26 protein-coding genes and 6 pseudogenes are annotated in these 23,826 nt (G+C 60.4%); 11 read left to right on the top strand and 21 right to left on the bottom strand.

Features of this window, described 5'->3' with window-relative positions; translation table 11 throughout:
• Positions 1-222 (bottom strand): annotated as a pseudogene (locus U5A52_RS39985) (hypothetical protein); the annotation flags it as partial.
• 251 nt (positions 223-473) lie between these two features.
• On the opposite strand from U5A52_RS39985, the gene U5A52_RS39980 reads away from it, so the two are divergent.
• From U5A52_RS39980 to U5A52_RS39960, 5 genes are all read left to right on the top strand, one after another.
• Positions 474-896 carry a VOC family protein gene (locus U5A52_RS39980; RefSeq protein WP_321939737.1) on the top strand — a complete coding sequence of 141 codons (423 nt, stop codon included), beginning with the start codon at positions 474-476 and terminating at the stop codon, positions 894-896.
• A 311-nt stretch (positions 897-1,207) separates the two neighbouring features.
• The gene (locus U5A52_RS39975; protein ID WP_321915013.1) at positions 1,208-1,918 is read left to right on the top strand and encodes an SDR family oxidoreductase; all 711 of its coding nucleotides are present in this window, start codon (positions 1,208-1,210) and stop codon (positions 1,916-1,918) included.
• Between the two features lie 81 nt (positions 1,919-1,999).
• On the top strand, positions 2,000-2,233 hold the full coding sequence (locus U5A52_RS39970) for a tautomerase family protein (RefSeq protein ID WP_158763313.1): 234 nt from the start codon (positions 2,000-2,002) through the stop codon (positions 2,231-2,233).
• 86 nt (positions 2,234-2,319) lie between these two features.
• The gene (locus U5A52_RS39965) at positions 2,320-2,820 is read left to right on the top strand and encodes a DUF3331 domain-containing protein (protein ID WP_321939735.1); all 501 of its coding nucleotides are present in this window, start codon (positions 2,320-2,322) and stop codon (positions 2,818-2,820) included.
• A 95-nt stretch (positions 2,821-2,915) separates the two neighbouring features.
• Complete coding sequence (locus U5A52_RS39960) at positions 2,916-3,602, top strand: type 1 glutamine amidotransferase domain-containing protein (protein ID WP_321939733.1); 687 nt, start codon at positions 2,916-2,918, stop codon at positions 3,600-3,602.
• A gap of 8 nt (positions 3,603-3,610) precedes the next feature.
• Here U5A52_RS39960 and U5A52_RS39955 read toward each other — a convergent pair whose 3' ends face one another.
• The 5 genes and pseudogenes from U5A52_RS39955 to U5A52_RS39935 form a co-directional block, all read right to left on the bottom strand.
• On the bottom strand, positions 3,611-4,156 hold the full coding sequence (locus tag U5A52_RS39955; protein WP_321939743.1) for a DUF4863 family protein: 546 nt from the start codon (positions 4,154-4,156) through the stop codon (positions 3,611-3,613).
• Between the two features lie 153 nt (positions 4,157-4,309).
• Positions 4,310-4,795 carry a hypothetical protein gene (locus tag U5A52_RS39950; RefSeq protein ID WP_321939731.1) on the bottom strand — a complete coding sequence of 162 codons (486 nt, stop codon included), beginning with the start codon at positions 4,793-4,795 and terminating at the stop codon, positions 4,310-4,312.
• Positions 4,792-6,093 (bottom strand): patatin-like phospholipase family protein, encoded by a 1,302-nt coding sequence (locus U5A52_RS39945; protein WP_321939730.1) that lies wholly within the window; start codon positions 6,091-6,093, stop codon positions 4,792-4,794. Before U5A52_RS39945 ends, U5A52_RS39950 begins: the two co-directional genes overlap by 4 nt.
• 40 nt (positions 6,094-6,133) lie before the next feature.
• A pseudogene (locus tag U5A52_RS39940) lies at positions 6,134-6,649 on the bottom strand (SDR family NAD(P)-dependent oxidoreductase); the annotation flags it as partial.
• Positions 6,650-6,680: 31 nt separating this feature from the next.
• Positions 6,681-7,469, bottom strand: a complete 789-nt coding sequence (locus tag U5A52_RS39935) for an acetoacetate decarboxylase (RefSeq protein ID WP_321939729.1) — start codon at positions 7,467-7,469, stop codon at positions 6,681-6,683.
• A gap of 327 nt (positions 7,470-7,796) precedes the next feature.
• Here U5A52_RS39935 and U5A52_RS39930 point away from each other — a divergent pair, with 327 nt between their 5' ends.
• Complete coding sequence (locus tag U5A52_RS39930) at positions 7,797-8,468, top strand: HipA domain-containing protein (RefSeq protein WP_321939727.1); 672 nt, start codon at positions 7,797-7,799, stop codon at positions 8,466-8,468.
• Positions 8,469-8,501: 33 nt separating this feature from the next.
• On the opposite strand, the pseudogene U5A52_RS39925 reads toward U5A52_RS39930, so the two are convergent.
• Together U5A52_RS39925 and U5A52_RS43415 are read right to left on the bottom strand one after the other, a co-directional pair.
• Positions 8,502-9,113, bottom strand: a pseudogene (locus U5A52_RS39925) (IS6 family transposase); the annotation flags it as partial.
• Positions 9,100-9,273, bottom strand: a pseudogene (locus U5A52_RS43415) (transposase); the annotation flags it as partial. The pseudogenes U5A52_RS43415 and U5A52_RS39925, both read right to left, overlap by 14 nt.
• 341 nt (positions 9,274-9,614) lie before the next feature.
• On the opposite strand from U5A52_RS43415, the gene U5A52_RS39920 reads away from it, so the two are divergent.
• Positions 9,615-9,941 carry a hypothetical protein gene (locus U5A52_RS39920; protein WP_321939725.1) on the top strand — a complete coding sequence of 109 codons (327 nt, stop codon included), beginning with the start codon at positions 9,615-9,617 and terminating at the stop codon, positions 9,939-9,941.
• Between the two features lie 183 nt (positions 9,942-10,124).
• Here the strand turns inward: U5A52_RS39920 and U5A52_RS39915 are convergent, their stop codons facing one another.
• The 4 genes from U5A52_RS39915 to U5A52_RS39900 all read right to left on the bottom strand — a co-directional run bounded on the left by U5A52_RS39915 (position 10,125) and on the right by U5A52_RS39900 (position 12,286).
• Complete coding sequence (locus tag U5A52_RS39915) at positions 10,125-10,562, bottom strand: carboxymuconolactone decarboxylase family protein (protein ID WP_321939724.1); 438 nt, start codon at positions 10,560-10,562, stop codon at positions 10,125-10,127.
• A 227-nt stretch (positions 10,563-10,789) separates the two neighbouring features.
• The gene (locus U5A52_RS39910; protein ID WP_321939722.1) at positions 10,790-11,341 is read right to left on the bottom strand and encodes a DUF4863 family protein; all 552 of its coding nucleotides are present in this window, start codon (positions 11,339-11,341) and stop codon (positions 10,790-10,792) included.
• A 100-nt stretch (positions 11,342-11,441) separates the two neighbouring features.
• Positions 11,442-12,176 carry an SDR family oxidoreductase gene (locus U5A52_RS39905; protein WP_321939719.1) on the bottom strand — a complete coding sequence of 245 codons (735 nt, stop codon included), beginning with the start codon at positions 12,174-12,176 and terminating at the stop codon, positions 11,442-11,444.
• Positions 12,161-12,286, bottom strand: a complete 126-nt coding sequence (locus tag U5A52_RS39900; RefSeq protein WP_321939717.1) for a hypothetical protein — start codon at positions 12,284-12,286, stop codon at positions 12,161-12,163. The genes U5A52_RS39905 and U5A52_RS39900 overlap by 16 nt, the downstream gene beginning before the upstream one ends.
• Positions 12,287-12,465: 179 nt before the next feature.
• On the opposite strand from U5A52_RS39900, the gene U5A52_RS39895 reads away from it, so the two are divergent.
• On the top strand, positions 12,466-13,389 hold the full coding sequence (locus tag U5A52_RS39895; RefSeq protein ID WP_321939715.1) for an AraC family transcriptional regulator: 924 nt from the start codon (positions 12,466-12,468) through the stop codon (positions 13,387-13,389).
• 434 nt (positions 13,390-13,823) lie between these two features.
• Here the strand turns inward: U5A52_RS39895 and U5A52_RS39890 are convergent, their stop codons facing one another.
• Positions 13,824-14,123: an H-NS histone family protein gene (locus tag U5A52_RS39890; protein WP_321939713.1), complete on the bottom strand. Its 300-nt coding sequence runs from the start codon at positions 14,121-14,123 to the stop codon at positions 13,824-13,826.
• 827 nt (positions 14,124-14,950) lie between these two features.
• Positions 14,951-15,112 carry a group II intron maturase-specific domain-containing protein gene (locus tag U5A52_RS39885; RefSeq protein ID WP_321939741.1) on the bottom strand — a complete coding sequence of 54 codons (162 nt, stop codon included), beginning with the start codon at positions 15,110-15,112 and terminating at the stop codon, positions 14,951-14,953.
• A gap of 723 nt (positions 15,113-15,835) precedes the next feature.
• On the opposite strand from U5A52_RS39885, the gene U5A52_RS39880 reads away from it, so the two are divergent.
• Positions 15,836-16,123 carry a hypothetical protein gene (locus tag U5A52_RS39880; RefSeq protein WP_321939711.1) on the top strand — a complete coding sequence of 96 codons (288 nt, stop codon included), beginning with the start codon at positions 15,836-15,838 and terminating at the stop codon, positions 16,121-16,123.
• Between the two features lie 192 nt (positions 16,124-16,315).
• Here the strand turns inward: U5A52_RS39880 and U5A52_RS39875 are convergent, their stop codons facing one another.
• The 3 genes from U5A52_RS39875 to U5A52_RS39865 form a co-directional block, all read right to left on the bottom strand.
• Positions 16,316-17,110: a substrate-binding domain-containing protein gene (locus tag U5A52_RS39875; RefSeq protein ID WP_321939708.1), complete on the bottom strand. Its 795-nt coding sequence runs from the start codon at positions 17,108-17,110 to the stop codon at positions 16,316-16,318.
• An 83-nt stretch (positions 17,111-17,193) separates the two neighbouring features.
• Positions 17,194-19,293 carry an acetate--CoA ligase family protein gene (locus U5A52_RS39870; RefSeq protein WP_321939706.1) on the bottom strand — a complete coding sequence of 700 codons (2,100 nt, stop codon included), beginning with the start codon at positions 19,291-19,293 and terminating at the stop codon, positions 17,194-17,196.
• A 13-nt stretch (positions 19,294-19,306) separates the two neighbouring features.
• Positions 19,307-20,089, bottom strand: coding sequence for an enoyl-CoA hydratase/isomerase family protein (locus tag U5A52_RS39865; RefSeq protein ID WP_321939704.1), 783 nt, complete (start codon positions 20,087-20,089; stop codon positions 19,307-19,309).
• A 247-nt stretch (positions 20,090-20,336) separates the two neighbouring features.
• On the opposite strand from U5A52_RS39865, the gene U5A52_RS39860 reads away from it, so the two are divergent.
• A complete protein-coding gene (locus U5A52_RS39860; protein ID WP_321939703.1) occupies positions 20,337-21,665 on the top strand; it encodes an MFS transporter in 1,329 nt (442 codons plus the stop codon).
• Positions 21,666-21,674: 9 nt separating this feature from the next.
• On the opposite strand, the gene U5A52_RS39855 is transcribed toward U5A52_RS39860, so the two are convergent.
• From U5A52_RS39855 to U5A52_RS39845, 4 genes and pseudogenes are all read right to left on the bottom strand, one after another.
• A complete protein-coding gene (locus U5A52_RS39855) occupies positions 21,675-22,397 on the bottom strand; it encodes an IclR family transcriptional regulator (protein ID WP_415774130.1) in 723 nt (240 codons plus the stop codon).
• A gap of 146 nt (positions 22,398-22,543) precedes the next feature.
• On the bottom strand, positions 22,544-22,666 hold the full coding sequence (locus tag U5A52_RS43410) for a hypothetical protein (RefSeq protein ID WP_415774129.1): 123 nt from the start codon (positions 22,664-22,666) through the stop codon (positions 22,544-22,546).
• A gap of 80 nt (positions 22,667-22,746) precedes the next feature.
• Positions 22,747-22,866 (bottom strand): annotated as a pseudogene (locus U5A52_RS43405) (CcdB family protein); the annotation flags it as partial.
• Positions 22,866-23,156, bottom strand: coding sequence for a type II toxin-antitoxin system CcdA family antitoxin (locus tag U5A52_RS39845; RefSeq protein ID WP_321939698.1), 291 nt, complete (start codon positions 23,154-23,156; stop codon positions 22,866-22,868). The gene U5A52_RS39845 and the pseudogene U5A52_RS43405, both read right to left, overlap by 1 nt.
• 271 nt (positions 23,157-23,427) lie before the next feature.
• On the opposite strand from U5A52_RS39845, the pseudogene U5A52_RS39840 reads away from it, so the two are divergent.
• Positions 23,428-23,801: pseudogene (locus tag U5A52_RS39840) on the top strand (DUF1016 N-terminal domain-containing protein).
• The last annotated feature ends 25 nt before the right edge of the window (positions 23,802-23,826 follow it).

Genomic DNA, 23,826 nt, shown 5'->3' with positions numbered 1-23,826 from the left:
ACGGGTCATTCGCGCCGGATGAACACCAAGGCGCTTCGCCAGTGCTGCCGGCGTCTTTTCGCTCCCACAGGCGAGCGTCAGCAGAATGTCGCGCTCCTGCAGGTTCAGCCTGGCGTCCTTCAGGCCTGCCCTAAGTTCGGTCGCCATCAGGTGATGCGCCTGTCCCAGCACGAACACCAGTTTCTGCGTCCGCTCGAAATCTCCATTGACGGGATCGTTCATCGATTGCCCTCCTCGATATCTGATGAAAACTATATCTGATATTGCAGATATGTGCAAGCCAGTTTCCGGTGACGCGCGCGACGCGCCAGCGCCACGATCCTTCGCGCAACCGCCCTGCCCGCTCGGCACGATACACAGTGTAAAAAGTGATGTGAACGGCAAGCGACTATCGGCGCCGTGCTTCACAGCTATATTGTTTCGGCAGAGATTTGCCCCGGATCGTCACACTCTTTTCTCAGGAGAATCGAAGCATGACTGACAAAGCGCTTACACTGGGCATCGATCATGTCGGACTGACCGTACGCGATCTGAACCTCACCCGCGATTTTTTCGTGAACTGTCTGGGCTGGACGCAGGTTGGCGAAAGGCCGAGCTATCCGGCTGCGTTCGTCTCGGACGGGCACGTCATGTTGACGCTCTGGCAAGTGACCGACCCGAACCGCCTGATCGAATTCGACCGCAAGACCCATGTGGGCCTGCATCATCTTGCCTTGCGCGTAGGCAGCGAAGAAGCGCTCAACGATGTCTTCACGCGCGTTTCTGCGTGGCCCGGCGTGAAAATTGAATTTGCGCCGGAAAACCTCGGACCGGGGCCGAAACGCCACACCATGGTGTACGAACCGGGCGGGATCAGGCTCGAATTCGACTACGATCCGCGCACGCAGGCCTCCTGAGCCCCGCGTCGACTCGCCAGCGGCCAATCGGCCGCTGAGCGTACCCACCTCCCCCTATCCCGATGATCCGCGCGTGAGCCCATGCGCGTTGAGCGCGCCCACTTACTCAGTCATCCGAGATAATTGAAGCCTCATTCACGTGACCTTTCCCGCGTGGCGTCATCGCGCCCGGCTTGTACGCATTTGTTCCTGTGACTCACAACTGTTTGTCCACGCCCTGTATTCAAAACGGGAGCGCCGGTGCGTAAATTGGTCGACATCGGAGCAGCAAACCCGATCGGAAAGAGAGTCCAACTTACTTCGAGGTTTATATGAGTCAATCTCCCAAAGTCGTCGTGATCACGGGCGCATCACAAGGTATCGGCGCCGAAACGGCCAAGGCATTCCGCGCACTCGGCCACAACGTGGTTGCGACGTCGCGCAACATCAAACAGACTGACGATAGCAATCTCGTCGCAGTGGCCGGCGATATCGCCGACCCAGCCACGGCTCGCCGTGTCATCGAAACGGCCGTCTCGCGTTTTGGCCGCGTCGATACGCTCATCAACAACGCAGGCATTTTCCTGGCGAAGCCGTTCACGCAATACACAGCGGAAGACTACGCCGCGATCACGGGCATCAACCTCGGCGGTTTCTTCCATATCACGCAGCTCGCCATTGCTGAGATGGAAAAGCACGAGAGCGGCCACGTGCTCAGCGTCACGACAACGCTCGTCGATCATGCGATCGACGGTGTTCCGTCGGTGCTGGCCTCGCTGACGAAGGGCGGTCTCGCCGCCGCCACGCGCTCGCTGGCTATCGAGTATGCAAAGCGCGGCATTCGTGCGAACGCCGTGTCGCCCGGCATCATCAAGTCGCCGATGCACGCACCCGAAACCCACGCGGCGCTTGGCGCACTGCACCCGATGGGTCATATGGGCGAGATGAGCGACATCGTGAACGCTATCCTCTATCTCGACTCGGCCCCGTTCGTGACGGGCGAGATCCTTCACGTAGACGGCGGCCAGATCGCCGGCCACTGAGCCGCGCCGGGCACCCCCGAGCCAGACAGGAGCGTCCGTGTGCCGGTGCTCTTTCCCACGATCATCATCAAGGAAAGCGAAATGCCGATCGTCACAATTCAGGTTACACGCGAGGGCACGAAGCCCGGCGCCGATTCGGTCACGTCCGACGAAAAGGCCCAGCTCATCAAGGGCGTGAGCCAACTACTGCTCGACGTGTTAAACAAACCGCTGGAGGCGACCTTCGTCGTCATCGAGGAAGTGCCAACGGAAAACTGGGGATGGGGTGGCCTGCCCACCGACGTCTACCGGCGACAGAAGGGACTCATCAAGTAACTGCGCGCGGACTGCTAGAGAGCGGGCTTCGCGCGCAACTGCACCGGACGCATCGTGGCGCTGTCAATTGTCATCTGAGGCCTCGTATGAACACGGACGACGGATTACGGCCGATCCATCGCAGCGCTAGCGCGCGTGAAACGACGGGCGAAAAACGCGCTTTGTGCCCCGACCCATGGGAGCAGACGCTGCTGCTACTCGACAGGCTTTGCGCGAAAGCGCCCTGCGGCGAGGCTCTGAGTCCCGCTGAAATCGCGGCCAGCTCACGCATCACCGGGCGGCGCAGTAACGTCGGAAGGTGCCGTAAAAGCCTGAAGACAGACGATGCAACGGCCGACGCGCCGTGCGCCGCCGCCATCACGCTGCTCGAACACCTTTCTCCCAGAACCATTGCGTTGCGCTGGTGCTCCGCCTCATGCCACTACGGCTACCAGATCTGGGTCTGCGCAAAGGCACGCCGAGCCGGCGTATGCGCAGTAAGCGGCAAGGCAATCCGCCGCGGCGATATCATCTACCGGCCTTATACCCGCACGCCTGTCCTTCCCGTGAACGTGAACGCCATGATTCATCTTTCTGCTTTAGCCTGAGGCGAGCCGCTCGGTAGTCCGATTCGGCACACCCGGGGTGGAAGCAGAAATTCTCTGCAATCGGAAACTGTGAAACCGCATTTAAGGAGAGCGCCATGAAGATTCTGATGGTTTTGACTTCGCACGACGAACTGGGCAATACCGGTCGCAAGACCGGCTTCTGGCTCGAGGAACTCGCCGCGCCGTACTACGTGTTCAAGGACGCCGGCGTGCAGATCGTGCTTGCGTCGCCCAAGGGCGGGAAACCCCCGCTAGACCCCAAAAGCAACGAGCCTGACTTTCAGACTGACCTCACGCGCCGCTTCGAAGCCGACCCCGCTGCGTTGGCGGATCTCGGCAGCACGGCGAAGCTCAAGGATGCCGCCATCGGCGAATACGATGCCGTCTTCTATCCTGGCGGCCACGGTCCGATGTGGGATCTCGCCGAAGACCGCGATTCCATTGGCCTGATCGAGCGCACGATCGCGGCCGGAAAACCCGTCGATCTCGTGTGCCACGCGCCCGGCGTTCTGCGGCACGTCAAGGGTCCCGACGGCAAGCCGCTCGTCAATGGCAAATCGGTCACGGGCTTTACCAATAGCGAAGAAGAAGCGGTCGGCCTGACCAACGTGGTGCCGTTCCTCGTTGAAGACGAGCTCAAGGCGAAGGGCGCAAACTTCTCGAAGGGCCCCGACTGGCAGCCGTATGTGCTCGAAGACGGGCTGCTGCTCACCGGGCAGAATCCCGCATCATCGGGGCCGGCTGCCAAAGCGTTACTGGAGAAGTTGGCCAAGGGTCGCTAGTTCAGCGCTCACGCCGGCGACTTGCCGAACGCAATGCACCCCGCGGGCAGAAAAGTCAGCGAGATGACGGCGCCTCCTTTGACCTCCGGTAAGTGGCGGCTGCCCGGTGCGGGCGCCGTCCAACCGCCTTTACACCAGCCGATTGGCCCCGCGAGCGCCGCGCAGGCATGCAGCGGCACCACGAGATTGATCTCCCCGTACGGATGAAAATGGAGGTCGGCGCGAAAGCTGCCTTCCGGGTTCTGCGGTGTGTTATCCGTGCTGTCCAGCAGTACCGCCGTGACGCTGAAGAAGAACGTCTGAGCGCTGGGCGCGACGACAAGTGAACGACGGTAACGCGGGCCCGCGACCTCGATGTCGGCCGCCCAGCCTCCCTCCGCGCCCAGCGTAATCAATCGCGCCAGCTCCTTGTACAACGCGCTTTCAACGCCGTATTTCGCATTCAGCCATTGCTCGGTCTCGATGCCCGCGGTCATGTCCTTAACTTCTTGCAGGAAGGGGATGAGACGGGCGATCAGTTCGTCTTTGCTATTGGCGTATTGGGTCTGCGGCATCGTTGACATAGCAGTTGTGAAGGTCGAAAACGGAATGCTCGACGCGAATGAGGCGCGAGTACGCGCAATGGCCGCGTGCAAGCATTCTTCCTCAGGCTGCTCGCTCGATCCTTCATCAATCGGCCGGATTTCCTCACGAATCGTCCATATTTTTCATGGCAACAGGTCAACGTCGTCGCGGGAGCGTTGCAACACCGGGTCGCGAAATGCCCGGTACACCACGAATGCCATCCACAACGCGAGCACGCCGAAGCTCCACCAGCGCAGGAATATGCCCCATCCCCAAATGAGCGTGCCAAACGCCGAAAGCGTCAGTCCGCGCCTGGCGGCGAGGACCTCGCTCAGCGCGTGATGAGGCTTGAATCCGGCGTCCCCTTTTGTGTGGGCGACCACCAGGTCCGTCACAGTGTGCTCGAGATAGCGACGCGACGCCAGCAAAAGGCCCGTGATCGTGATGACCGATCCAGACCGTTCAAACAGGCTCCAGTGTGCTGAAGCCTGCGCAAGGTAGGCGCATACGATCGCTGGAGAAACCGCTAGCGCGATCATTGCGATGCTGCGGAAAATATAGCCCCACGGCGTCCGCAAGGCTCTCCCGCGCAGGCAGTCCACAGCGCAGCGATAGGGCTCTTTACTCACGACATGCTCTCCCCGACCGGTTCGCGGATTTCGTTTTCCGGCGCGCCATCAGCGACTTTTCGTTGGTCCGCAAGGGGCAATATGAGCGCGTCACGGTCGCACTGCGGCACGGCGCCAGGCAAGCGATGCACGTCGTGCGTGACGAACCCCTGCTCTCGGCTAGGCACGTCGAACCACTCGCGATGGGAAAACGAATCGCGAATATCTTCGAGGCCGCTTTCCCAATGCTCGCGCATGGTGTCCATGCTGAATTCGTAATCCTTATAGTGCCCTTCATAGGGCTTGTTCTTGTAGATGAGGTGCACCACGTTGATCGCGCTGCCGTCGGCCGCCTCTTCAGCAAGACGAAACAGCGGATCGGCCGTGCGCAACTCTGCGGGAATGTGCGCGAGCAACTCCTTGATAAACCGGGCGTGCTTCTGACGATCCGCCAGCATGCTGGTCACCGCGCGCGTGCGGCTCGAGTACTGGATGTCTTTGGCGCGCGCGGAGATGTCGAAGAAGTCGCCCGGCGCATTGCCACTCGCGCTCCAGAGATCGACCTGGAACACCAGCGCGTCCTTGTGGTCCGCATCGCGCAGCACCTCGGTCAACGGCGTGTTCGACACGAGGCCGCCGTCCCAGTAATACTCGCCGTCGATCTCGACCGCCGGAAACCCTGGCGGCAACGCCCCTGAAGCCATGAAATGTTCGGGCTTCAAACGCATTTTCGTGTTGTCGAAGTACACGAGATTACCGGTGCACACGTTCACCGCCCCCACCGAAACACGGGTGTCGCCGTCGTTGATCCGGTCGAAATCGGCAAACTCGAGCAGCGTTTGCTTCAACGCGGCCGTGTCGTAGTAGCTGACCACGTTGGGGTTCTGTTTGCCGAAACCCGCCACCGGCAACGGCATGCGCGGCGAGAAAAAACCCGGCTGGCCCTCGGTCAAGGCGCGCCCGGCCGCCCACACACTGGCCCACTTGCGCGAGAGGTCGTGCATGCCAAACACAGGCGGCATCCATGCACCCAGACCACCGACCCAGTCGCGCGGATGGCAAATGCGGTTCCAGAACCCGCGCAAGGCTGCCACGCGGTTTTCCGACGCATTGCCCGCGATGATGGCGGTGTTGAGCGCGCCGATCGAAACACCTGAGATCGCGCGCGGGTGCACGCCCATCTCAGCCAGGCCTTCATACACGCCGGCCTGATAGGACCCTAGCGCGCCACCGCCCTGAAGCACCAGAGCGACTTCGTCGTAGTGCGGCAACACGAACGCCTCCGGCTGCCGGTTGTTTTCAACTGTGCTGCTGCGCATCACGACTCCCTGTTGCATGGCCCAGCTGTGGCTGACGATCAGCGACTGCCCGGGCCAGACCCAACAGGCCATGCGTGGCCGTCACATAGGCTGACTTCAGCTTCGACGCTTCGTGAGAATGGATCGAGTCCATATAGACGATCGAGTCGCCTTTGCCGCCAGCACACATGTGTTTGATCACCGCTTTTGTCGTGAGGAAGGAGCCGTCCAGGTGAATCGCCAGCATCTTCTTCCAGTCGGAAAACGAATATTCGTCGACGGGCGCGGCGAACTGGATGCCCGCGTTCGATACCAGCACGTCGATGCTGCCAAACACGCTGACCGCGCGCTGGATGCCGCTATTGGCCGCTTCTCCGTCGGTGACATCCATGGCGACCGCCAACGCCTCGCCACCCGCCGCAATGATGCTGCTGGCTACCTTCTGTCCATCTTCAAGATTCAGGTCGGAGACGACCACCGCCGCGCCGAGACTCGCTAGTTTGCGGGCGCACCGCTCACCGATGCCGCTTGCCGCGCCTGTCACGAGCGCGACCTTATCCTTGTTGTTCAGAGACATATTGCTTTCCTTTGCGTCGATCGTCGCTACGTTATCCGTTGACCGCGAGCTTTACGTTTTCGGTTTGGGCCAGATAGTCGAACGCAATCTCGCCGATATCCAGCGTGAGATTGGCGATCAGGTGGCGGGCGCCGACCACCCGCTTCACCGGCAGATCCGCCACGGGCGCCAACGCGTGCGGATGCAATTCGAGCGCAGCGGGCCCCGTCCACGCGCCGAGCACGCTAACGTCGCGCAAATAGAAGCGCACGAGCTCGCATACGCGCGCCGAACCATCGACGTGGGGGATGACCTTCAGCAAATAATTCGGCGTCTCCGCGAGCTTTGCGCGTTCGGCCTCGATATCGAGCGGCACATGCTTGTAGCCCATCGTGCCGGTTGCGATCCGCTGCGTGCCGTAGTCAAGTGTGCCGAGCAGCGTGTCGTTGCCATTGATGCTCAAGGTCGGCCTCGCCAGCTTCTTCGGAAAACCCCAGATTTCCCGGCCGCCGGCGATCGGTCCTTCGTCGTCGAGGTACATCGCATGTGTGTAGTTCCCGAGGCGCCCTTGATGGTCGCGCACTGTGATGACCTGACCGGTTTCGGTGTAGTCGCCGAAACCCGACGAATCCGGCATGCGAATAAATTCGTAATGCACAAGGTTGTTTTCCGGTCGCAACGGCTCTGGCACGATGGATCGCAGCGCTTCGAAATCGGTCTCATACGAAATGATGAAATATTCCCGGTTGACAAATCGGTACGGCGGCCGGGGATAGGCCGGGTTGGAGATAGGCATCGCAAAGACGTCTTTGCGAATCGAAGCCAGGTTCAGGCGGGTCATGACGTTCCCTCGCGGAAATTGAGTTGCAGTGCGGTGGATACTACTCATTCACGAATCACGAGAGAATCCGTCGATATCAGGAATCTATATTCCAGCTACTGGGAAGGTGCTACAAAACGCGTCCCGCGCACGGCGTTCAGCTCCTGTTCGCACTTCTTAGCAATAGCGATTGCGACTCTGACCAGGCATCTTCTGGAAAGTCGAGTTGAATGTGGCGTCGGCGGCCTCGAACGGCATGCGGTATGAGATACTGTTTCAATCGGCGACGACGGAAATTCCCCATCCAACATCGGCGCCTGACCTAGTCTGACAAAAGCATTTATACGATTGCAGAATTTGGGGACCCGGTTCCCTACTCTATGCAAAAACGGGCACCTGGCCCTGCAGGCGGAGTTCCTGCGCGATGGTGCCACCCGGCGTCCGGCACAGTGGTACTTCGACAACCTACTCCCGGAAGAGCGAGTGCGCGAGTTGCTCGCGAGCGACGCGAAGCTGCCGGACGTGAATGACGCCTTTGCCCTGCTCGAGTACTACGGGCGGGAGTCAGCCGGCTCGGTCGCCCTGCGTGCGCCCGAGGCGGCCGCCGAAGGCGATCAGGAAGCGAACCTGCGGCCACTGAGTGATGAGGAACTCAACGAGCGCATCCGCAACCTTCCGGAGGTCCCGCTCACGCACGATGCCCCCAAGAAGATGTCGTTGGCGGGCGCGCAGCACAAGCTGGCGGTGGCGGTGCGCGACGGCCAGCTCATCGAGCCGAGCGGACAGGCCGTGTCCCCACACATCCTGAAGCCGAACCACGCGCAGACGAACGCCTACCCGAGTACCGTGGTCAACGAGTGGTTCACCATGAAGCTGGCAGCGAGCGTCGGTCTCGAGGTACCCAATGTGGAGCGGCGCTACGCGCCCGCACCCGGGTATCTCTTCGAGCGGTTCGACCGCGAGATGCAGAACGGTACGGTGGTGCGCCGGCACGGGCGTTGTCAACTTGACGGGAGATGACGGAGGAAGATCGAGAACGAATCGGTATCCTTATCAATGTTTGCACATGGAAGCATCGATCGCAGTCCAACGATTCCACGCTGCAAGGCGCGACTTGAGTTTGGTGCGATGAGACTGCGCCGTCATGCGGTGGCGGGATAATGCAAAGTGTTGGCGGATCGGACCAAAGCTGGATAGAAACATCTGCGTGCGCTCCGGATCGCGAAACCCGTTCATGGCCCGCTCACGGCGACGCGTAGGTTGGTGACTGTTCTCGGCACGGTTATTCACCCGTGCAGCCGCTTTCACGAACACGTGCTTGACGCCCGTGAGTTCTACGATCTCTGCCGTGGCCGCAGGGTAACTGCGCAGTTGGTCGGTGACGATTATCCGGGGCACGGGATTCGATCGCAGCACATGCCTGAATAAGCGTTTGGCTGCGGCCTTGTCCCGGTGCTTCTGCGGAAGCACATCGAGCTCGGCGCCGCATTCATCCACGGCCCTCCACAGTATGTAGGGCTCGCCGCACAACTTCACGAACAGTTCGTCCAGATGCCACGCTCGACCGGGCTTGCGTCGCGCTGCTTTTGCGCGTCCTGCGAAGGTGGCTCCGAACTTGTCGCACCAGCAACGGATCGTCTCGTAGGTCACCACGACGCCGCGCTTCTCGGCACAGCACTCGGATTGCGTGCTTACGATGATAGCCCGTCAATTCAACGAATTCGTCCAAGATCTGGCGCTTGTCGTTCCGGCCGGAGCGGCGGTACCGCTCTCCAACTGCCTCGATTAATTCCCGTCTTGTTGTCATGCTGAGCCGCCTCGTCATAAGTCGCTCCCGCCAGCCGTCTGACAGGTAGCAAAATACTTGAGGCAACGAGCCTAGCTCGGTAATAAAAAACCTGAGTCAATGCGCCGGCCAACATAATTGTCGCCCCCCAGCCTGCGACCTTCCGCTCGGCTTCAGCGTGACGAACATCGTCCGAACGGTAGCCAAAGGGTCCGCCGCCGGCTCGCGGCATCGATAAGTGCCCAAGTGGCTGATCGTTTCGCTCGTGCTAGGATTTCCCCAACAAGGGAAGAAAGGCGATGGCAGTGCACGCTATTACGGCAGTTCGGTTGGATGGGAATTCGCAACGGGCCACCCACGTGCTTTGGGCGCGGGTGTCCGTGAGCGGGGAACAATTCGAGGTCGCTCCGCACGCATCGCCTGTAATCGAAGTGGTCGATGCACTGGCCGAGGGCGACACCGTCATAACAGTATTTCCGCTGAATGGACAGTGCGTTGCTGGGCCGGAGGTTCGCCGCGTCGTCGACGAGGCCGGACGCGAAGGCATCGAAATGGTGAACGCTGATTCCGATACGCGCCGAACGCTCGCTGACCTGCCACGGCTTGATCACGAGCAGAGCGCCTATCAGGTCGGCTCAATGGCCACCAACGCCCGCGAACCGACGCTGAAAGCTTGCCCAAGGCTCGCGTGCGGCAGCATCATCTGAACACGCGCACGGGCCTGCCGTGCCTTCGCCAGCCGGCAGTCATCGGCCAATTGCTGACGTTTAGCCTAACGAAACGAGCGGCAGCTTCCGACTCCATTACCGTCACCCGAGCCGGGCTTTGCATGACGCGCCGAGGTCAAGCGCCCCAAGGCGCTTGACGAGAACAGGTGCAATGCTCGGCCCTCAAGCCGGCATTTTGCGGAAGGCAATCGAAAAGCGATTCCAGCTGTTGATCGCCGAGATGAGCAGCGTTAGGTCGACGATCTCCACGTCGCTGAAATGCGGCTTGACGGCTTCCCAAATTACGTCGGGCACGCGGTCCTTCGACACGAGTGTGACGGCTTCCGTCCATTCCAGCGCGGCACGTTCACGGTCCGTGAAGAATGGCGTTTCGCGCCAGACGACCAACGCCGTCAGTCGGCGATCGGTTTCGCCGCCCTTTCGCGCGTCGGTCGCGTGCATATCCACGCAGAAGGCGCATCCGTTAATCTGCGATGCGCGCAGGCGGACCAGTTCGGCGAGGGACTTTTCAATCGATGACTTACCGATCTGTTCTTCAAGCGCGAGCAGGGCATTGATCGCATTTGGCACAGCCTTAAAGAAATCGAGACGTTGTTTCATGTCAATCCTTGGGGGTTAGGGGAGAGTGCAACTGCTACATCTCGACGAGTTACCTATGCCGCACCACACATTTCGGTCTTGGCGCTTTGTCACGTGATTCGTGGAGGCTGTAGTAGTTCCTCGCACAATTCGGCGAGATCCGCGTCGAAATACAAGGGGAATACTGCTGGCCGATTCGGAAGGCGAGTCGGATCGTCAAGGCCTTCATACGGGGTCGCCAGGACCCTTCAATGCTGCAGTGGTTTGACGTCGAAAGCGATCCGCCCCGCGGGCAGAAAAGTGAGCGAGATGACCGCACCGCCCTTGACTTCGGGAAAGTGGCGGCTGCCCGGCGCGGGTGCCGTCCAGCCGCCATAACACCAGCCGTTCGGACCTGCGAGCGCTGCGCCATCATTGAGCGGCACTACCAGATTGATCTCGCCATAGGGGTGCAAGTGGTGGCCGGCGCGGAAGCTGCCTTCAGGATTGTTCTGGACGTTATCCGTGCTGTCCAGCAGCACCGCGGTGATGCTAAAGAAGAAAGTCTCTGCGCTCGGCGCTCCGACTAGCGAGCGACGGTAACGCGGGCCAGCGACTTCAATGTCGGCCGCCCAGCCCTCCCGCACGCCGAGGATAATCAGTCGGGCAAGGTCCTTGTATAACTCGCTTTCGATACCGTATTTCTCATTCAGCCATCGCTCGACCTCGGTGCTCGTGGTCATGTCCTTGACCTCTTGCAGCAGGGGAATGAAACGGGCGATCAGCTCCTCTTTGCTCTGTGTGAATTTGGCCTGAGGCATGTTTGACGTAGCACCTCTGAACGTCGGCGAAACCCGATGGCGTTACATGTATCACGCTCTTCGGGATCGACGACGGATGGAAACGGATGGATACCCTTGCTTAGGCCAGACCACCGCTCACCGGAATATAGTGACCGGTAGTGAAACCCGACCCCTCACTTGCGAGAAACGCGATCGTTTTGGCCGCGTCGGCGGGACGGGCGAGCCGTTTCATCGGTACGGCGGCCGCGATCGCTTTCAGGCGTTCGGGAGGAATCAGCCTGTCCGCAGTCGCACCTTCCACCGTGGTCGGTGCCACGAGGTTGGCGGTGATGCCGAGCGGTGCCAACTCCAGGGCGACGTACCGTACGAACTGATCTAGAGCCGCCTTGGAAGTGCCCAGTGTAATCATCCCGATCCGCGCACGAGTGGATGGCAGCGCACTCATATAGATCAGCCGTCCGTTGCCGCGCGACATCATGCCTTGTACGACAGCCTTGGTTACCACGAATGCGGCATGCAACTCGGTGTCGAGCTTACCGCCGAGTTGCTCCCAGCTCAGATCGGTAAACCTGGAAATGACGTACGGTGTCAACGCGCAGTGCACGAGAACGTCGATCCCACCCCAGCGTTGATTGACCTCATTGATCATAGCGGCGACAGCATCGGAGTCGGTCACGTCGGCCTTTATCGCCATGGCTTCTCCACCCGCCGCGACGATAGCCGCCACCACGTCGTCGGCCCGGGCTGCGCTGTTGCGATAATTTATGATTACCCGGTGCCCTTGTTCGGCCAACGTCTTCGCAGTAACCGCGCCAATGTCGCCGCCGCCCCCCGTGATCAATGCGATTGACATGAGGCCACCTCCACTTCTTCAAACTTGAAATAGCTGCCCTGACTGGCCGCATGCGCGGTCAGTTCTTCGTGGATACGACGCTCCATATAGGTCGATTCAATTGTGCGCATCAGCAAAGCTCCTCTGTGAGGCTAAGGCCGAGTATCGTGCTCACGTGTTTCCGGGACGGAAAAAGCGGCATGTCGTATGTCATGACGTTGATGTTCCCGTCGAAGAGATTCTTGCTCGGAGCGCCCGTTCGATCCATACTTAATCGGCCAGATTTTCTATTGAATCGTACATAATTCCTATGGACCCGCTTTCCGACGTCTTCTCTCTGCTGAAGGTGAAGAGTGTGCTATCGGCGCGCTTTGAGGCTGCCGAACCGTGGTCCCTGAGATTTGCTGCCTATCGTCATGTCAAATTCGTCGGCGTCGTCAAGGGCGATAGATGGGTGTGGATTGAAGGTGTCACCGCGCCCGCGAAAATGAAGGAGGGAGACTTTTGCCTCCTCACTGACGGATCGCCCTACTGTTTCGCCAGCGATCCCGGCGTGGATCCAGACGACGGAGAGAGGGTGCTTGCCAACGACCTGGGCACGGACGGAATTGTTCGCTATGGACGGGGCGAAATGCGCGCGATGAGCGTTGGCGGACGGTTCGAATTCGACGGTGACATGAGCGGGCTGCTGCTCAATTTGCTGCCACCGCTTGTTCTCGTTCCCGCGGATTCTCCGAATGCCAGACAGTTGAGCATGGCCCTCGAACTGATCAGGGTCGAGACTGAGTTTGTCCGGCCTGGAGCGGCAGCGATGGCGGGCAGCGTCGCGAATATGGTGCTGGTGAACATCCTGCGAGCGTATCTTGCCGCCAACCCGAGATCAGCGGGTTGGCTAGGCGCATTGTCGGATCCACGGATCGGCTCCGCGCTCAGGGTGGTGCATGAAGACATTGCGCGCCGCTGGAAGGTACAGGAATTGGCGTCGAAGGTCGGCATGTCGCGCACCGCCTTCATTGAGCGCTTCAAAGATCTCGTAGGCTTGCCGCCGTTGGAATATCTGATCCGCTGGCGCATGATGATTGCGCGAGATGCCTTGAAAACGGGCAGTGACAATCTCGCGAGCATCGCTGCCGCCGTCGGCTATGCGTCCGAAACCACTTTCAGTTCGACTTTCAAAAGGATGTTCGGCCAGAGCCCCAGCCGGTATCGCTTCGAAGCACGAAGCAAGGGTTGAATGCCACGGGCACGGTTTTCGCATTGCTAGTCAATGCACCGCTGGACATGGCAGGCCTTAGTTTTTTCAATCAACGAATAATCCGCCGCCAAGAGCAGGTGGCCGGCTTACGGCGAATCATGGACGCTTGCTGCGAAAACGTGGAGGGCAGAAGTGGGTAGGGAGTGCGCACTGCCGACTGGCTGTTTTCGGGCCGCTGAAATGTAGCGACCGCTTTGGAGCGATCAATTCGAGGAGCAGATTTTGCCTGTGAGCCACGTTCCTCATGCGCAATCATCCGCAAGGCTATCGTAACTCTCAGCCTCGACTGTGAAGCTGTTCGCCTTTGCGAACGCGAGAGTCTTCGTCCCGAGGGGTGAATACCGAAACTAGTCGGGTTTCCGAATTTGTGAGCGGGTTGCCCGTTGCCTTGCCACCGGAGCAGGAGCGGTCCTTCAGGGCGAGATCAGAAACCTGTCGCGGTTCTTTGCGTTCCTGATCCAGTCTGGCGCCCTCCCCCTGCCCGACCACGTCGCTCCTGTCTTGGGATCAAGATATTTGGGCGGCAGGAAACCCGCAACAGCCTTCCTCGGGCGGCCCCTCGCGCGTCCGAAAATGTCCCACTCCGTAACCCCATAATCGGCTACCTTTGCCCGGATATCCGCGAGGACTTCCTCGAACTCTGCAGCGCGGGCCGCGGCCGCCTGCTCCTCGAGCGCGGCCATCTGCGCCTTCAGTTCCTTGAACGTCGCCAAGACTGTCTCCGTGACGGAATACGGTGATGGCGATGATAGCCCGCTCAATGATGGTGTGATTGATAGCTGGCCGTCTGCTGCGTCCTGACAAGCAGGCAGCCATTTACGAAGACAGCCCCCGCTGCCTTACATCCCTCAGCGGCGGCAGCGAAGCCTTCGCGCGACGAGTGGAGCGCCGGCGCACGACACGCCGCACATGGGCGACAAGTTCGGTCCGCACCTCTCCTGCCACCAGCATCAGCGAATACAGTCGTACGCCATCCGGGCCAGCTTCCGGCCGCACATGCAATGAGACGCGCAAGGCCAGTCGACGCGCACGATCGAGCAGCTGGGCCTGACTCATACCCGGCCAGAACGCAGCAAGCAGCGCCGCGACTGCCGGCGGCAATGCTTCGGGAGCGCAGCCGCTGGGCAGCGCTATCGCAACAAGTTCAAAACGATCCGAAATGGTGTGTAGGAAGAGGTGTGCTGCCGCCTGATCCCGGCGGCGCCCTTATCGTGCCGTAAGACGCGGCGTGCCGCCACCGCGACGCCTTGCAAAGCGCGCCGCGCGCGGCGTGCATGCGCCAGAATCAACCCAAGCGAACATTGCTGGCCACCGGGATACCGGGCAGCCTCAGTGCTTCACGCGAAAACGCCCCCAAAGCAGCGCCATAAAGAGGTGAGTAGACCCGGGGAGTTGCACCCCGAGTCTCTCGCAGAACCGAACGTGAGCCTCTCGACTCATTCGGCTCCCGTTATCCAAACGATACTCCAACGACACGCCAGTGGACAAACAACCTGGGGTGGGCGAACTTCATCGTGCGTAGCCATTCCACACTACGCCGCTAGTGCTGCCTCAGCCGCTTGTACTTTCTCCGAGCCCACCGCATAAGCCGTAGGTCGATGTAGCTGAAGAGGCTGTGCATCGCCGTCCGATAGAATGCCCCATAGTAGTTCCACCACCCTTGTATCGTTGTATTGCATTGCTGCGCGAGTTCATCAGCCATCGGGTCCGTAATCAGGTGTCGTCCCGACTGATCCTGGAGTAAACTTACGACTCCAGTTTTGACAGCGCTTTCGATAGGTAACGATGCGTCGTCGGACGGTTTGCTTTCGCTCATCTACTCAACGCGTACCTGCCACCTGTCCGGGTGACTTTTCCACGGTCGCTCACCAACGCGCCTTTTCGACGCAGCAGCACCGGGCGGTTTGAAGCCTGCTCCTGAAAGCCGACTTCGGGAGGCCTACTCCCATCTTCAGTACAGCACCGCAGGCTCTCGCCTGCGTTCGTGACACACTAAGCCTTCTTATCTCACTCCCGAGGAGATCAGTGATGCAAATCGTGGCCGCGTGTCGCTCAATCATGTGACCGCGGCCATATTCTCTAATTTATTTAGTTATCCGATGCAAATACTTGCCGTACTGACTCAAAAGTCAAGATTCGAGACATTCTGACCGGCAGCGGATCTCTGACGGGCGAAGTCAATGTTTGCTGCGGAGTCGGGGATGGACGGTTAGTTGCGAGATACGCCATGATGTATCTTACGATGCAAAGTTGACGTATAAATAATTTATCAACGTTTTAGGGTCTCACCCTAATTATAGTTTTCCGGCATCCGGCTCAATGCAGGCTACCAGATCGCCCGGAGTGTGCGTTGCCGCCCCTAATTCGGCCCGACTTCACGCTAACGTCTTCCCATTCAGCCTGGGCTGGCAATCAGGAGGCGAAGATGGAGCATCTGGTCAGAGTGCATAACGAGAACGACCGGCAAATGCTGGAATGGCTGCGCCGGCACATTGGCGACACCGCCATCGCTGCGGCCGTCCGGCGTTGCGAGGGGACAGGCAAACCCTATCTGTCCGCCGTCTGCAGGCAGCTCGGCGTCAGGGTCCCACGGTTTCATATGCCTCTGCGGGAGAGCCCGGTTGCAGAACAATCCCTGGCGAACATCCGGCGCATCCTCGCCGCACGTATCGCGCTGACCGTAGCGAGCCCGACCGTTTCCCGCCAGAAATAACCGTCTCCGTTCGTGGGGCCGCGCAGCCGTCCCAGGCACGTACCACTGCCCCCTGACGCGAAGCTCGGTGGAGGCACCTTCGAAGCTGGCATCGCGAGCGAACACCGCATCGTCTGGGGCGGCCGGCCCAAAAGCCGCAAGCGGTGGCCGGCGCCATAGCGGCCAGCACAGGATGTCAGCAAATCAGGCGTCTTATTTTTCCGTATTGACGACGAGTCCGGCATGGCGAAACGCGACAACGGAAGATCTCGTCTGGAGAAAGGCAATCAGCGTCTCAGCTGCATCCTTTTCCTTCGACGATATCGCAATCGCGGCCGAGATCGGATTTTCTTGCTGAACTTCCGCTGGCAGCGGGCCGACATACTTGATGCCTGCAATTGCCTTGAGTTCGCTGATCTGCTGGAATCCGAGGTCCGCGTCGCCACGCTCGAGTGCGGTCCCGACGAGCTCCTTCCCCTCGATCAGCACGCTTTTCGTTCTCATCCGATCCGCAATACCGAGCCGGGAAAAAAGCGTATTGACGATGTAAGTCCCACTGGCACCTTCCGAAAACGCAACCGATCTCGCAGCCAGCAAGGTGCTTCGAAGATCGTCTACCGTCGTAATCCTGGGAACGGGCACATCCGCACGCACCGCGACGCCGATAGCGGATGCGGCGATATCGACCTTACTCGCGCCTTCAAATCTTCCCAGTTCGATCTGCCGATCGAGCGCTGCGCCAATCATCAGCACCAGATCTACGGGTTCGCCATTCTGGATTCGCGAAGGGAGCGCATCCGGCGACGTTCCGTAAGACGGCCCCCACACAACATCTACGTGGTTTCCCGATTGCTTTTCATAGGCGGGGATAATGGTCTTCATTGCCGCCGACAAGGCGCCGGTTGCGAGGACGTGAATCTCCGCAGCGTCGACCGAACCCGTAGCTGCGATGAAATACGCGAGCGACGCGACGACGCCCAGTACCACTCGTTTTGCATGAACTTTCATTGATTGTCTCCTTCTTGTTATATCGACCGGTCGAAGCCGGTCGTCGTCTACGCAAACTGTGCGATCGTTCGGCCCGCGTGCCTTTAGTCCGCAAGAACGGCGACGCCATCTGCTGCCCGCACACCCTGCCCTTCGGCAAGCACGAAAATCGGGTTGATCTCTGCCTCGATCAGCGTGTCGCCGAGTGAAACCGCCATTTGCGAGAACGCCACGATCGCCGACGCGAGCGCATCGACATCCGGCTTCTGCCGCCCGCGATAACCATTGAGCAACGGCCAGGTTTTCAGCTCGCGTATCATCGCGTGCGCTTCGTCGAGCGAGAGCCCTGAAGCACGATCGACGAGCCGCATCGTCGTGTCCTTGAAGAGTTCCGCGGTCACCCCGCCCATGCCGAGGAGTACAGCCGTTCCCAACGGGTCCTTGTGCAAGCCGAGAATCAGTTCGGTGCCGTTGGAAACCTGTTCCTGAACGAGAAATGCCGATGGCCGCTCGCCGGTTGCGGTTTCAACGTCGTCGCGCATTTTCTTCAAACGCGTACCAACGTTTTCCGCCGTCAGCCCAACCGCAACCCCACCCACGTCCGACTTGTGCGTGATGGTGCTGGACAGGATCTTGAGCACCACTTTCGCATCGAACTCATGAGCGGCGGCTACCGCCTCTTCCGCCGTTGTGACGACGCGCTCGCGGGCGCACGGCAAGCCGAAGCGCGCGAAGAGTTCCTTGGCCTGCGCTTCGTTGAGTGAGCCGCGCGGCAAGTCTTCCCACTTCGCGCCAGGCATGGCAACGGGCTCGCTGTGTTGCACGTCGACGCATGCAGCAGCCTGCGTATGCCGGGACAACGCCGCCAGTGCGCTGCTGGCCGACTCCGGGCTCGTGAATGCAGGGATTCCATCGCGATTGAGGATCTTCGCCACGTGGGGCGCATGCGGGCTGACGAATGCGATCACCGGCTTGTCGGTGTCCGGCATCGAGTCGCGGATGGCGCCCGCCATGAGATCGGGCATCGCGAGCGCGGACGATCCCACGATGATCGATACCGCGTCGTAAGTCGGGCTATCGAGCAGAATGCGAATGGCGCCGCGCAACAGGTCCGGCTGCAAACCCGCCAACGTGACATCGATGGGATTGCGATCCAGAACCGCATGATCGCCGGATTGCAGGGCTCGCAGCGCCGCCGCCGTCTCGCCGTCGGGCGCGGGCGTGTCGAACCCCGACACGCCGAGGCTATCGGCCACCAGCGTGCCGGCGCCGCCGGTCGATGTAAGGATCGCAACGCGCTTGCCCGCGAGCTTTCGGCCTGTGGCCAGCACGTTCGGAACGTCGAGCAGATCGGAGAAGGTTTGCACGCGAGTCACGCCAGTCTGCGCGAACAGCGCGTCGTACATGCGGTCGGAGCCGGCCAGCGCGCCCGTGTGAGACACGGCGGAGCGCGCGCCCGACTCGGAGCGGCCGATCTTGAACACCACGACCGGCTTGCCGGCCGCCGCTGCTCGCAACGCCGCCGCGCGGAATTTCCCTGGATTGCGCACACTCTCCATGTAAAGCGCAATGACCGAGGTGCTGGCGTCGTCGACGAGATAGTCGACGAAGTCCGCCATATCGAGGTCGACTTCATTGCTGGTCGATACCAGTTTCGACAGACCGATCCCGCTTGCTGCGGCCCGCGAGAGAATGGCGCCCAGAATGCCCCCGCTCTGCGACACGATGCCGATTTTCCCAACCGGAAAGTGTTCCATCTCGAGCGCGCCGCTCGCCGACAGCATGATGCGATCGGTCACGTTCACGAGGCCGATCGTATTCGGGCCGAGAAGCCGCATCGTGCCCGCGGCGTCCATCAGTTCGCGCTGGCGTCGAACGCCCTCTTCGCCCGTTTCGGCGTACCCGCTCGCGAGCACGACGGCCGCCTTCGTACCCCGGCTCGCGAGTTCGCGCACGGCCAGGTGCGCGCGCTCCGCACCGAGCAGCACGACGGCCACATCGGGCGCATGCGGCAGCGAAGCGATGTCCTTGTAGCACGGCACACCGTTGATTTCCTGGTAGCGCGGATTGACGGGGAAAATGTGTCCCGTGAAACCGTGTTTCTGCAAATACGCGACCGGACGTCCAGCGGTTTTCGATGCATCGCCCGACGCGCCGATCACCGCGACGCTGGCCGGATTCATGAGACTGGCAATGGCTTCCATTTCGCTCTTCCCTCTACTTGCTCTGGTTCAGGAACGCCAGCACCGCGGCGCGATGCTCGTGGCTCGTGTAGCAGACGCCTTGCGCCTGACTACCCTGCGCGAAGATCTGATGCGCGCTCAGTTCGAAGCTCTGGTTGAGGATCGTCTTGCCCAGCGCGAGGGCCGTCGCCGATCCCGCGCTGAGCTCCTTCGCCCAGGCAACGGCGCGATCGAGGAGCGTGTCCGCAGCGCTGATTTCGTCGGCGATGCCAAGCGCATGCGCTGTCTGTGCATCGACTTTTCTGCCGCTGAAAATCAAGTCTTTCGCCTTTGCGAGGCCCACGCGCCGGGGAAGAAAATACAAGCCGCCGCCGTCGGGAATGAGGCCGCGCTTGATGTAACTCCACGCGAAACTGGCTTCCGTCGATGCGAGAACGAAATCGCACGACAGCGCCATGTCGGCGCCCAACCCGGCGGCGGCGCCGTTCACGGCGGCGATGGTCGGCTTGGGCATGCTGTAGAGCAGGTTCACGGCATGGTGCACGCGCTGCTGACGCGACCATCCGTTGAACGCAACCTCGCCTGCTGGCGCTTCCATCCGGCTCTTCATGCCGCTGACGTCACCGCCGGCGCAGAAGCCTTTGCCGCTTCCGGTCAGGACCACTGCGCGAATGGCCTTGTCGTGCGCGACCGATTCGAGATGCTCGATGAGTTCGGAACGCATCGCGTCGCTGATCGCGTTACGCTTTTCGGGGCGATTGAGGGTGAGCGTCGCGATACCCTCCGCGACCTGCAACTGGATGAGGGATGTTTCCATAGGGCTGTCTCTGGATTGGAGTGCTTGAAGCGCCAGGCGTTGTCAGCCCGGCAACCGTTCCCAGACTGTAGTCCGCAATGGAGACGACGGCACCTATCCAGTTTCACTGTATGAAACTATATGTTGTTTCACAGAATGAAACTGACACCTTGTGTTGATGCTGCGCTCGCAGTTAATTTTCAGGAATGGCACGCGTGCGGCCGCCCTTTGCCGTAGCCGACGTGCTTACCAGAAAACGGAGACATTCATGCAAGCTGCCCAGACGGCGCCCATCGACAGAACCAGCGCCGAGTCCGCGGAAGCCGCCGCGGTATATGGTAGGGTGACAGCGCGGTTGCTGCCTTTCCTGTTCCTTTGCTACGTGCTCGCCTATATCGATCGTGCGAACATCGGATTCGCGCATCTTCAGTTTTCGCGCGACATTGGCTTGTCGGACGCGTCGTTCGGCTTGGGTGTCGGCCTCTTTTACGCGGGTTACATGCTGTTCGAGGTGCCGAGCAACATCTTTCTGGAACGCGTGGGCGTTCGCAAGACCCTGCTTCGCATCATGGTGTTGTGGGGGCTCGTTTCGGCGGCCACGGCGTTTGTTCAGACGCCGTTCCAGTTTTACCTCGCACGCGTGCTACTCGGCGCTGCCGAGGCGGGCTTTTTCCCGGGCATCATCCTTTACTTTACCTACTGGTTCCCTGCCGCGCGGCGCGCGCGAGTGACGGCGATTTTCATGACCGCCATTTGCGTCTCGGGCATTATCAGCGGTCCGGTTTCAGGGCTTATTCTGAAGTCGCTGTCCGGTGCGTTCGGTGTCAAAGGCTGGCAATGGCTGTTCATTCTGGAAGGCTTGCCATCGGCTATTGCCGGGCTTGCTGCCTACGCGTTTCTCACCGATCGGCCGGAACACGCCACCTGGTTGAGCGATCGCGAGAAGCAGATTATCCGGCGTGAACTGGAACACGACGCGCGCGTGAAAGAAGAGCGCGCGCATCCTTCGATCTGGGCCGCGCTGAAAGAACCGAGATTCTATTTCCTGACCTTTGCCTATTTCAGCGTTCCCTGGGCGAGCATCGTCGTGCACGTCTGGGCGCCGAGCGTCATTCAGAAAAGCGGCGTGACCAACTACTGGTATATCGGCTTGCTCTCCGCGATTCCGTATATCGTGGGGGCCGTCGTCATGTACCTGCTTGGGAAGAGTTCGGACCGAACGCTCGAGCGTCGCTGGCACTTCATGTTTGGCGCAATCCTTGCGGCGATCGGTGTCGTATTCCTTCCCGCCGCATCGTCCCAGCCCGTCGCGCTCATTGTGCTGCTTTGCATCGCGACTTCCGGCTATCTGGGGATGCTCTCGCTATTCTGGTCGATCCCCCCTGCTTATCTGTCGACGACGGTAGCGGCGGCGGGCATCGGGCTGATCAGCAGCGTGGGACAGTTCGGCGGAATACTGGCGCCCACCGTGATCGGATACGCCTCGACACATCTGGGCAGCAGCGCGATGGGCCTCTATACGGTCGCGGCCGTTTCGATACTCGGCGGCCTGGCCGTCGTGCTGGGCATTCCCGCGCGCGCGATCAATGAGCGATAACGGATCGGACTATTCGTCGAGCTCGGCCGTCGCGCCAATGATCTGATCGCGCAACACAAGAAGCGGGCCGGACAGGCGCGCTTCGATCGAACTCAGCGATTCTTCCGAGAGGACGCTGAAGTTCAACGCGAGAACGTTGTGGCCAGGAATGACGAGCGGCGTGCCAATGGCCACGACCTGCGGCTGCCAGCTGGTCACACAATACCCTTGCTGCCTCACCGCCCTGACGGCAAGCGTGATGTCCTTGTTCAAGCGACTCCAGCCGACCATGTCTGCATTTCTGAATTGCTCCATTTTTGCCGCGAATTCAGAAGCCGGAAGTTGGGACAGGTAAGCGCGCCCGAGGGAGGTGAGTTTCATGGGCACGCGCTGGCCGGAGACGACTGTGCGCAGCGATGGCCGCGCACCATAACGTACCGACTCCAGATACACCATATCGGTGCCGTCCGCGCCCGCGATGCCGACATTGATGCGCAGGCGTTGCGCCACTTCCCGCATCAAGGGCGTCGCTGCACGAAGCGCAGTCGATCCGGTGCGGAACGCGTGCGCAAGACCGAGCACCGGAATACCGAGCCTGTAGGCCTTGCGCGCGGGATCGTATTCGAGGAAACCCGTCTCGACCAACGTTCGGGTGAGCCTCGTCACAGTCGGTTTGGGCAGTCCTGTCAGTTCCGCGAGGTCGCCGTTTCTCAGGACCGTCGTGCCCGAAGCGAAGGCGCGCAAGATGTCCATCCCGCGCTCCAATGACCGATTGGAAACCGTCGAGCTTTCTCTCTCGTTAAGGTCTTCGTCCCTTGTTGCCATGGTCGTCTGCGTAAGGATGCTAAAGGCGCCTACTGCCGCGTCATTTTTTCGTTGTCGACGCTGCTTAAGTGGACTCAGTAAGCGCCGAAGAGACGGTCAAGCGCGACACTGATCCGGCTTTGTTCATCCTTGAGCGTGCCAATTGCGGGGCCGAGATCACTCGTCCTGAACGCGCCGAGCAACGGCGTTTCCAGCACGAACGGTTCTCCCTCGATCTCAATGATGGGCGAGAGATCCAGCGCAACTTGCTCGCCGTGTAATTTCCGGCCACGCGCGTTAATGGAATGACTACGCGCGATATGAGATTACCGAGATGATCGCTTTGCACGTCGAGCAGGAAAGGTGACCTGGTCCCGGATCTTGTCGAGGGGTTGTTGTATAGATCAAAACGCGCCATCAAAACATCCGATATTCTTCCAGGGGCAAGCCGTCACGCTCGATACGTGCATTCATTTCCGCGATGAAGTCCGCGTTCCGTTCCGCCCAGACACGAGCCTCGGCCGCCTGAACCTCTTCGCGCAAGCCGCGTTCGCTTGCCCGCGAAACGTTGACGTTCAGTTCCCTGGCACGCTCGAGCAGATCCGTCGGAAGCGAAACGTTGGTGGGTTTGTGCGTAACCTTTGATGGGGCGTGTGCTTTAGCGGCCCGCTTGGTGGCATCGGGTTGCGCCACAGGCGTATTAATCATGCGCATCTCTGGTGTGCATGAACCATGCGCATAGTCTGCCATACTTCCCGACAAGGACATAGCTTCAAATGGACGTTCCGCCCCTTAAATCGTAGAAGCAATTTGGCCGCCTTGGCAAGTGGGCAGGCTCGTTCAGCTGGCGTGAAGCAGGCCAAGACAACTGCCTGAGAAATGACCTGAACAACCTCGCTAGGAGAGCGACGAATACCATCGCTGGCTTTCCGAGCTGAGACGGCGCGTTGAGCGCGCGCGCCAGCGTGCGGCCGCCGGTGTGAACCGGGAGCTGATCCAGCTGTACTGGCAGATCGGGAACGATATTCTTCAGCGGCAGCAACAAGGATGGGGAGCCGCCGTCGTAGACCAGCTGGCGCGCGACCTCAAGTCTGCGTTCCCGGATATGCGAGGCTTCTCGACGCGCAACCTGAAATACATGCGCGCGAATTTGTGCAGCAGCCTGCTGCACAATTGCCGTGGTTCCACCTTTGCACCTTGCTCGACAAACTCAAAGATACCGCGCATCGCGACTGGTATGCCGCCAAGGCGGTCGAACGCGGCTGGTCGCGCAGCGTGCTGACCATGCAGATCGAGACGGCCGCGCACGCGCGCGCCGGCAATGCGGTCACCAACTTTACGGAACGCTTGTGACCACCGCAATCCGATCTCGCGCGCG

It is taken from the genome of Paraburkholderia sp. J8-2, from assembly GCF_905220195.1.
GTDB lineage: Bacteria > Pseudomonadota > Gammaproteobacteria > Burkholderiales > Burkholderiaceae > Paraburkholderia.
This window is presented reverse-complemented; position numbering and strand designations above follow the sequence as displayed.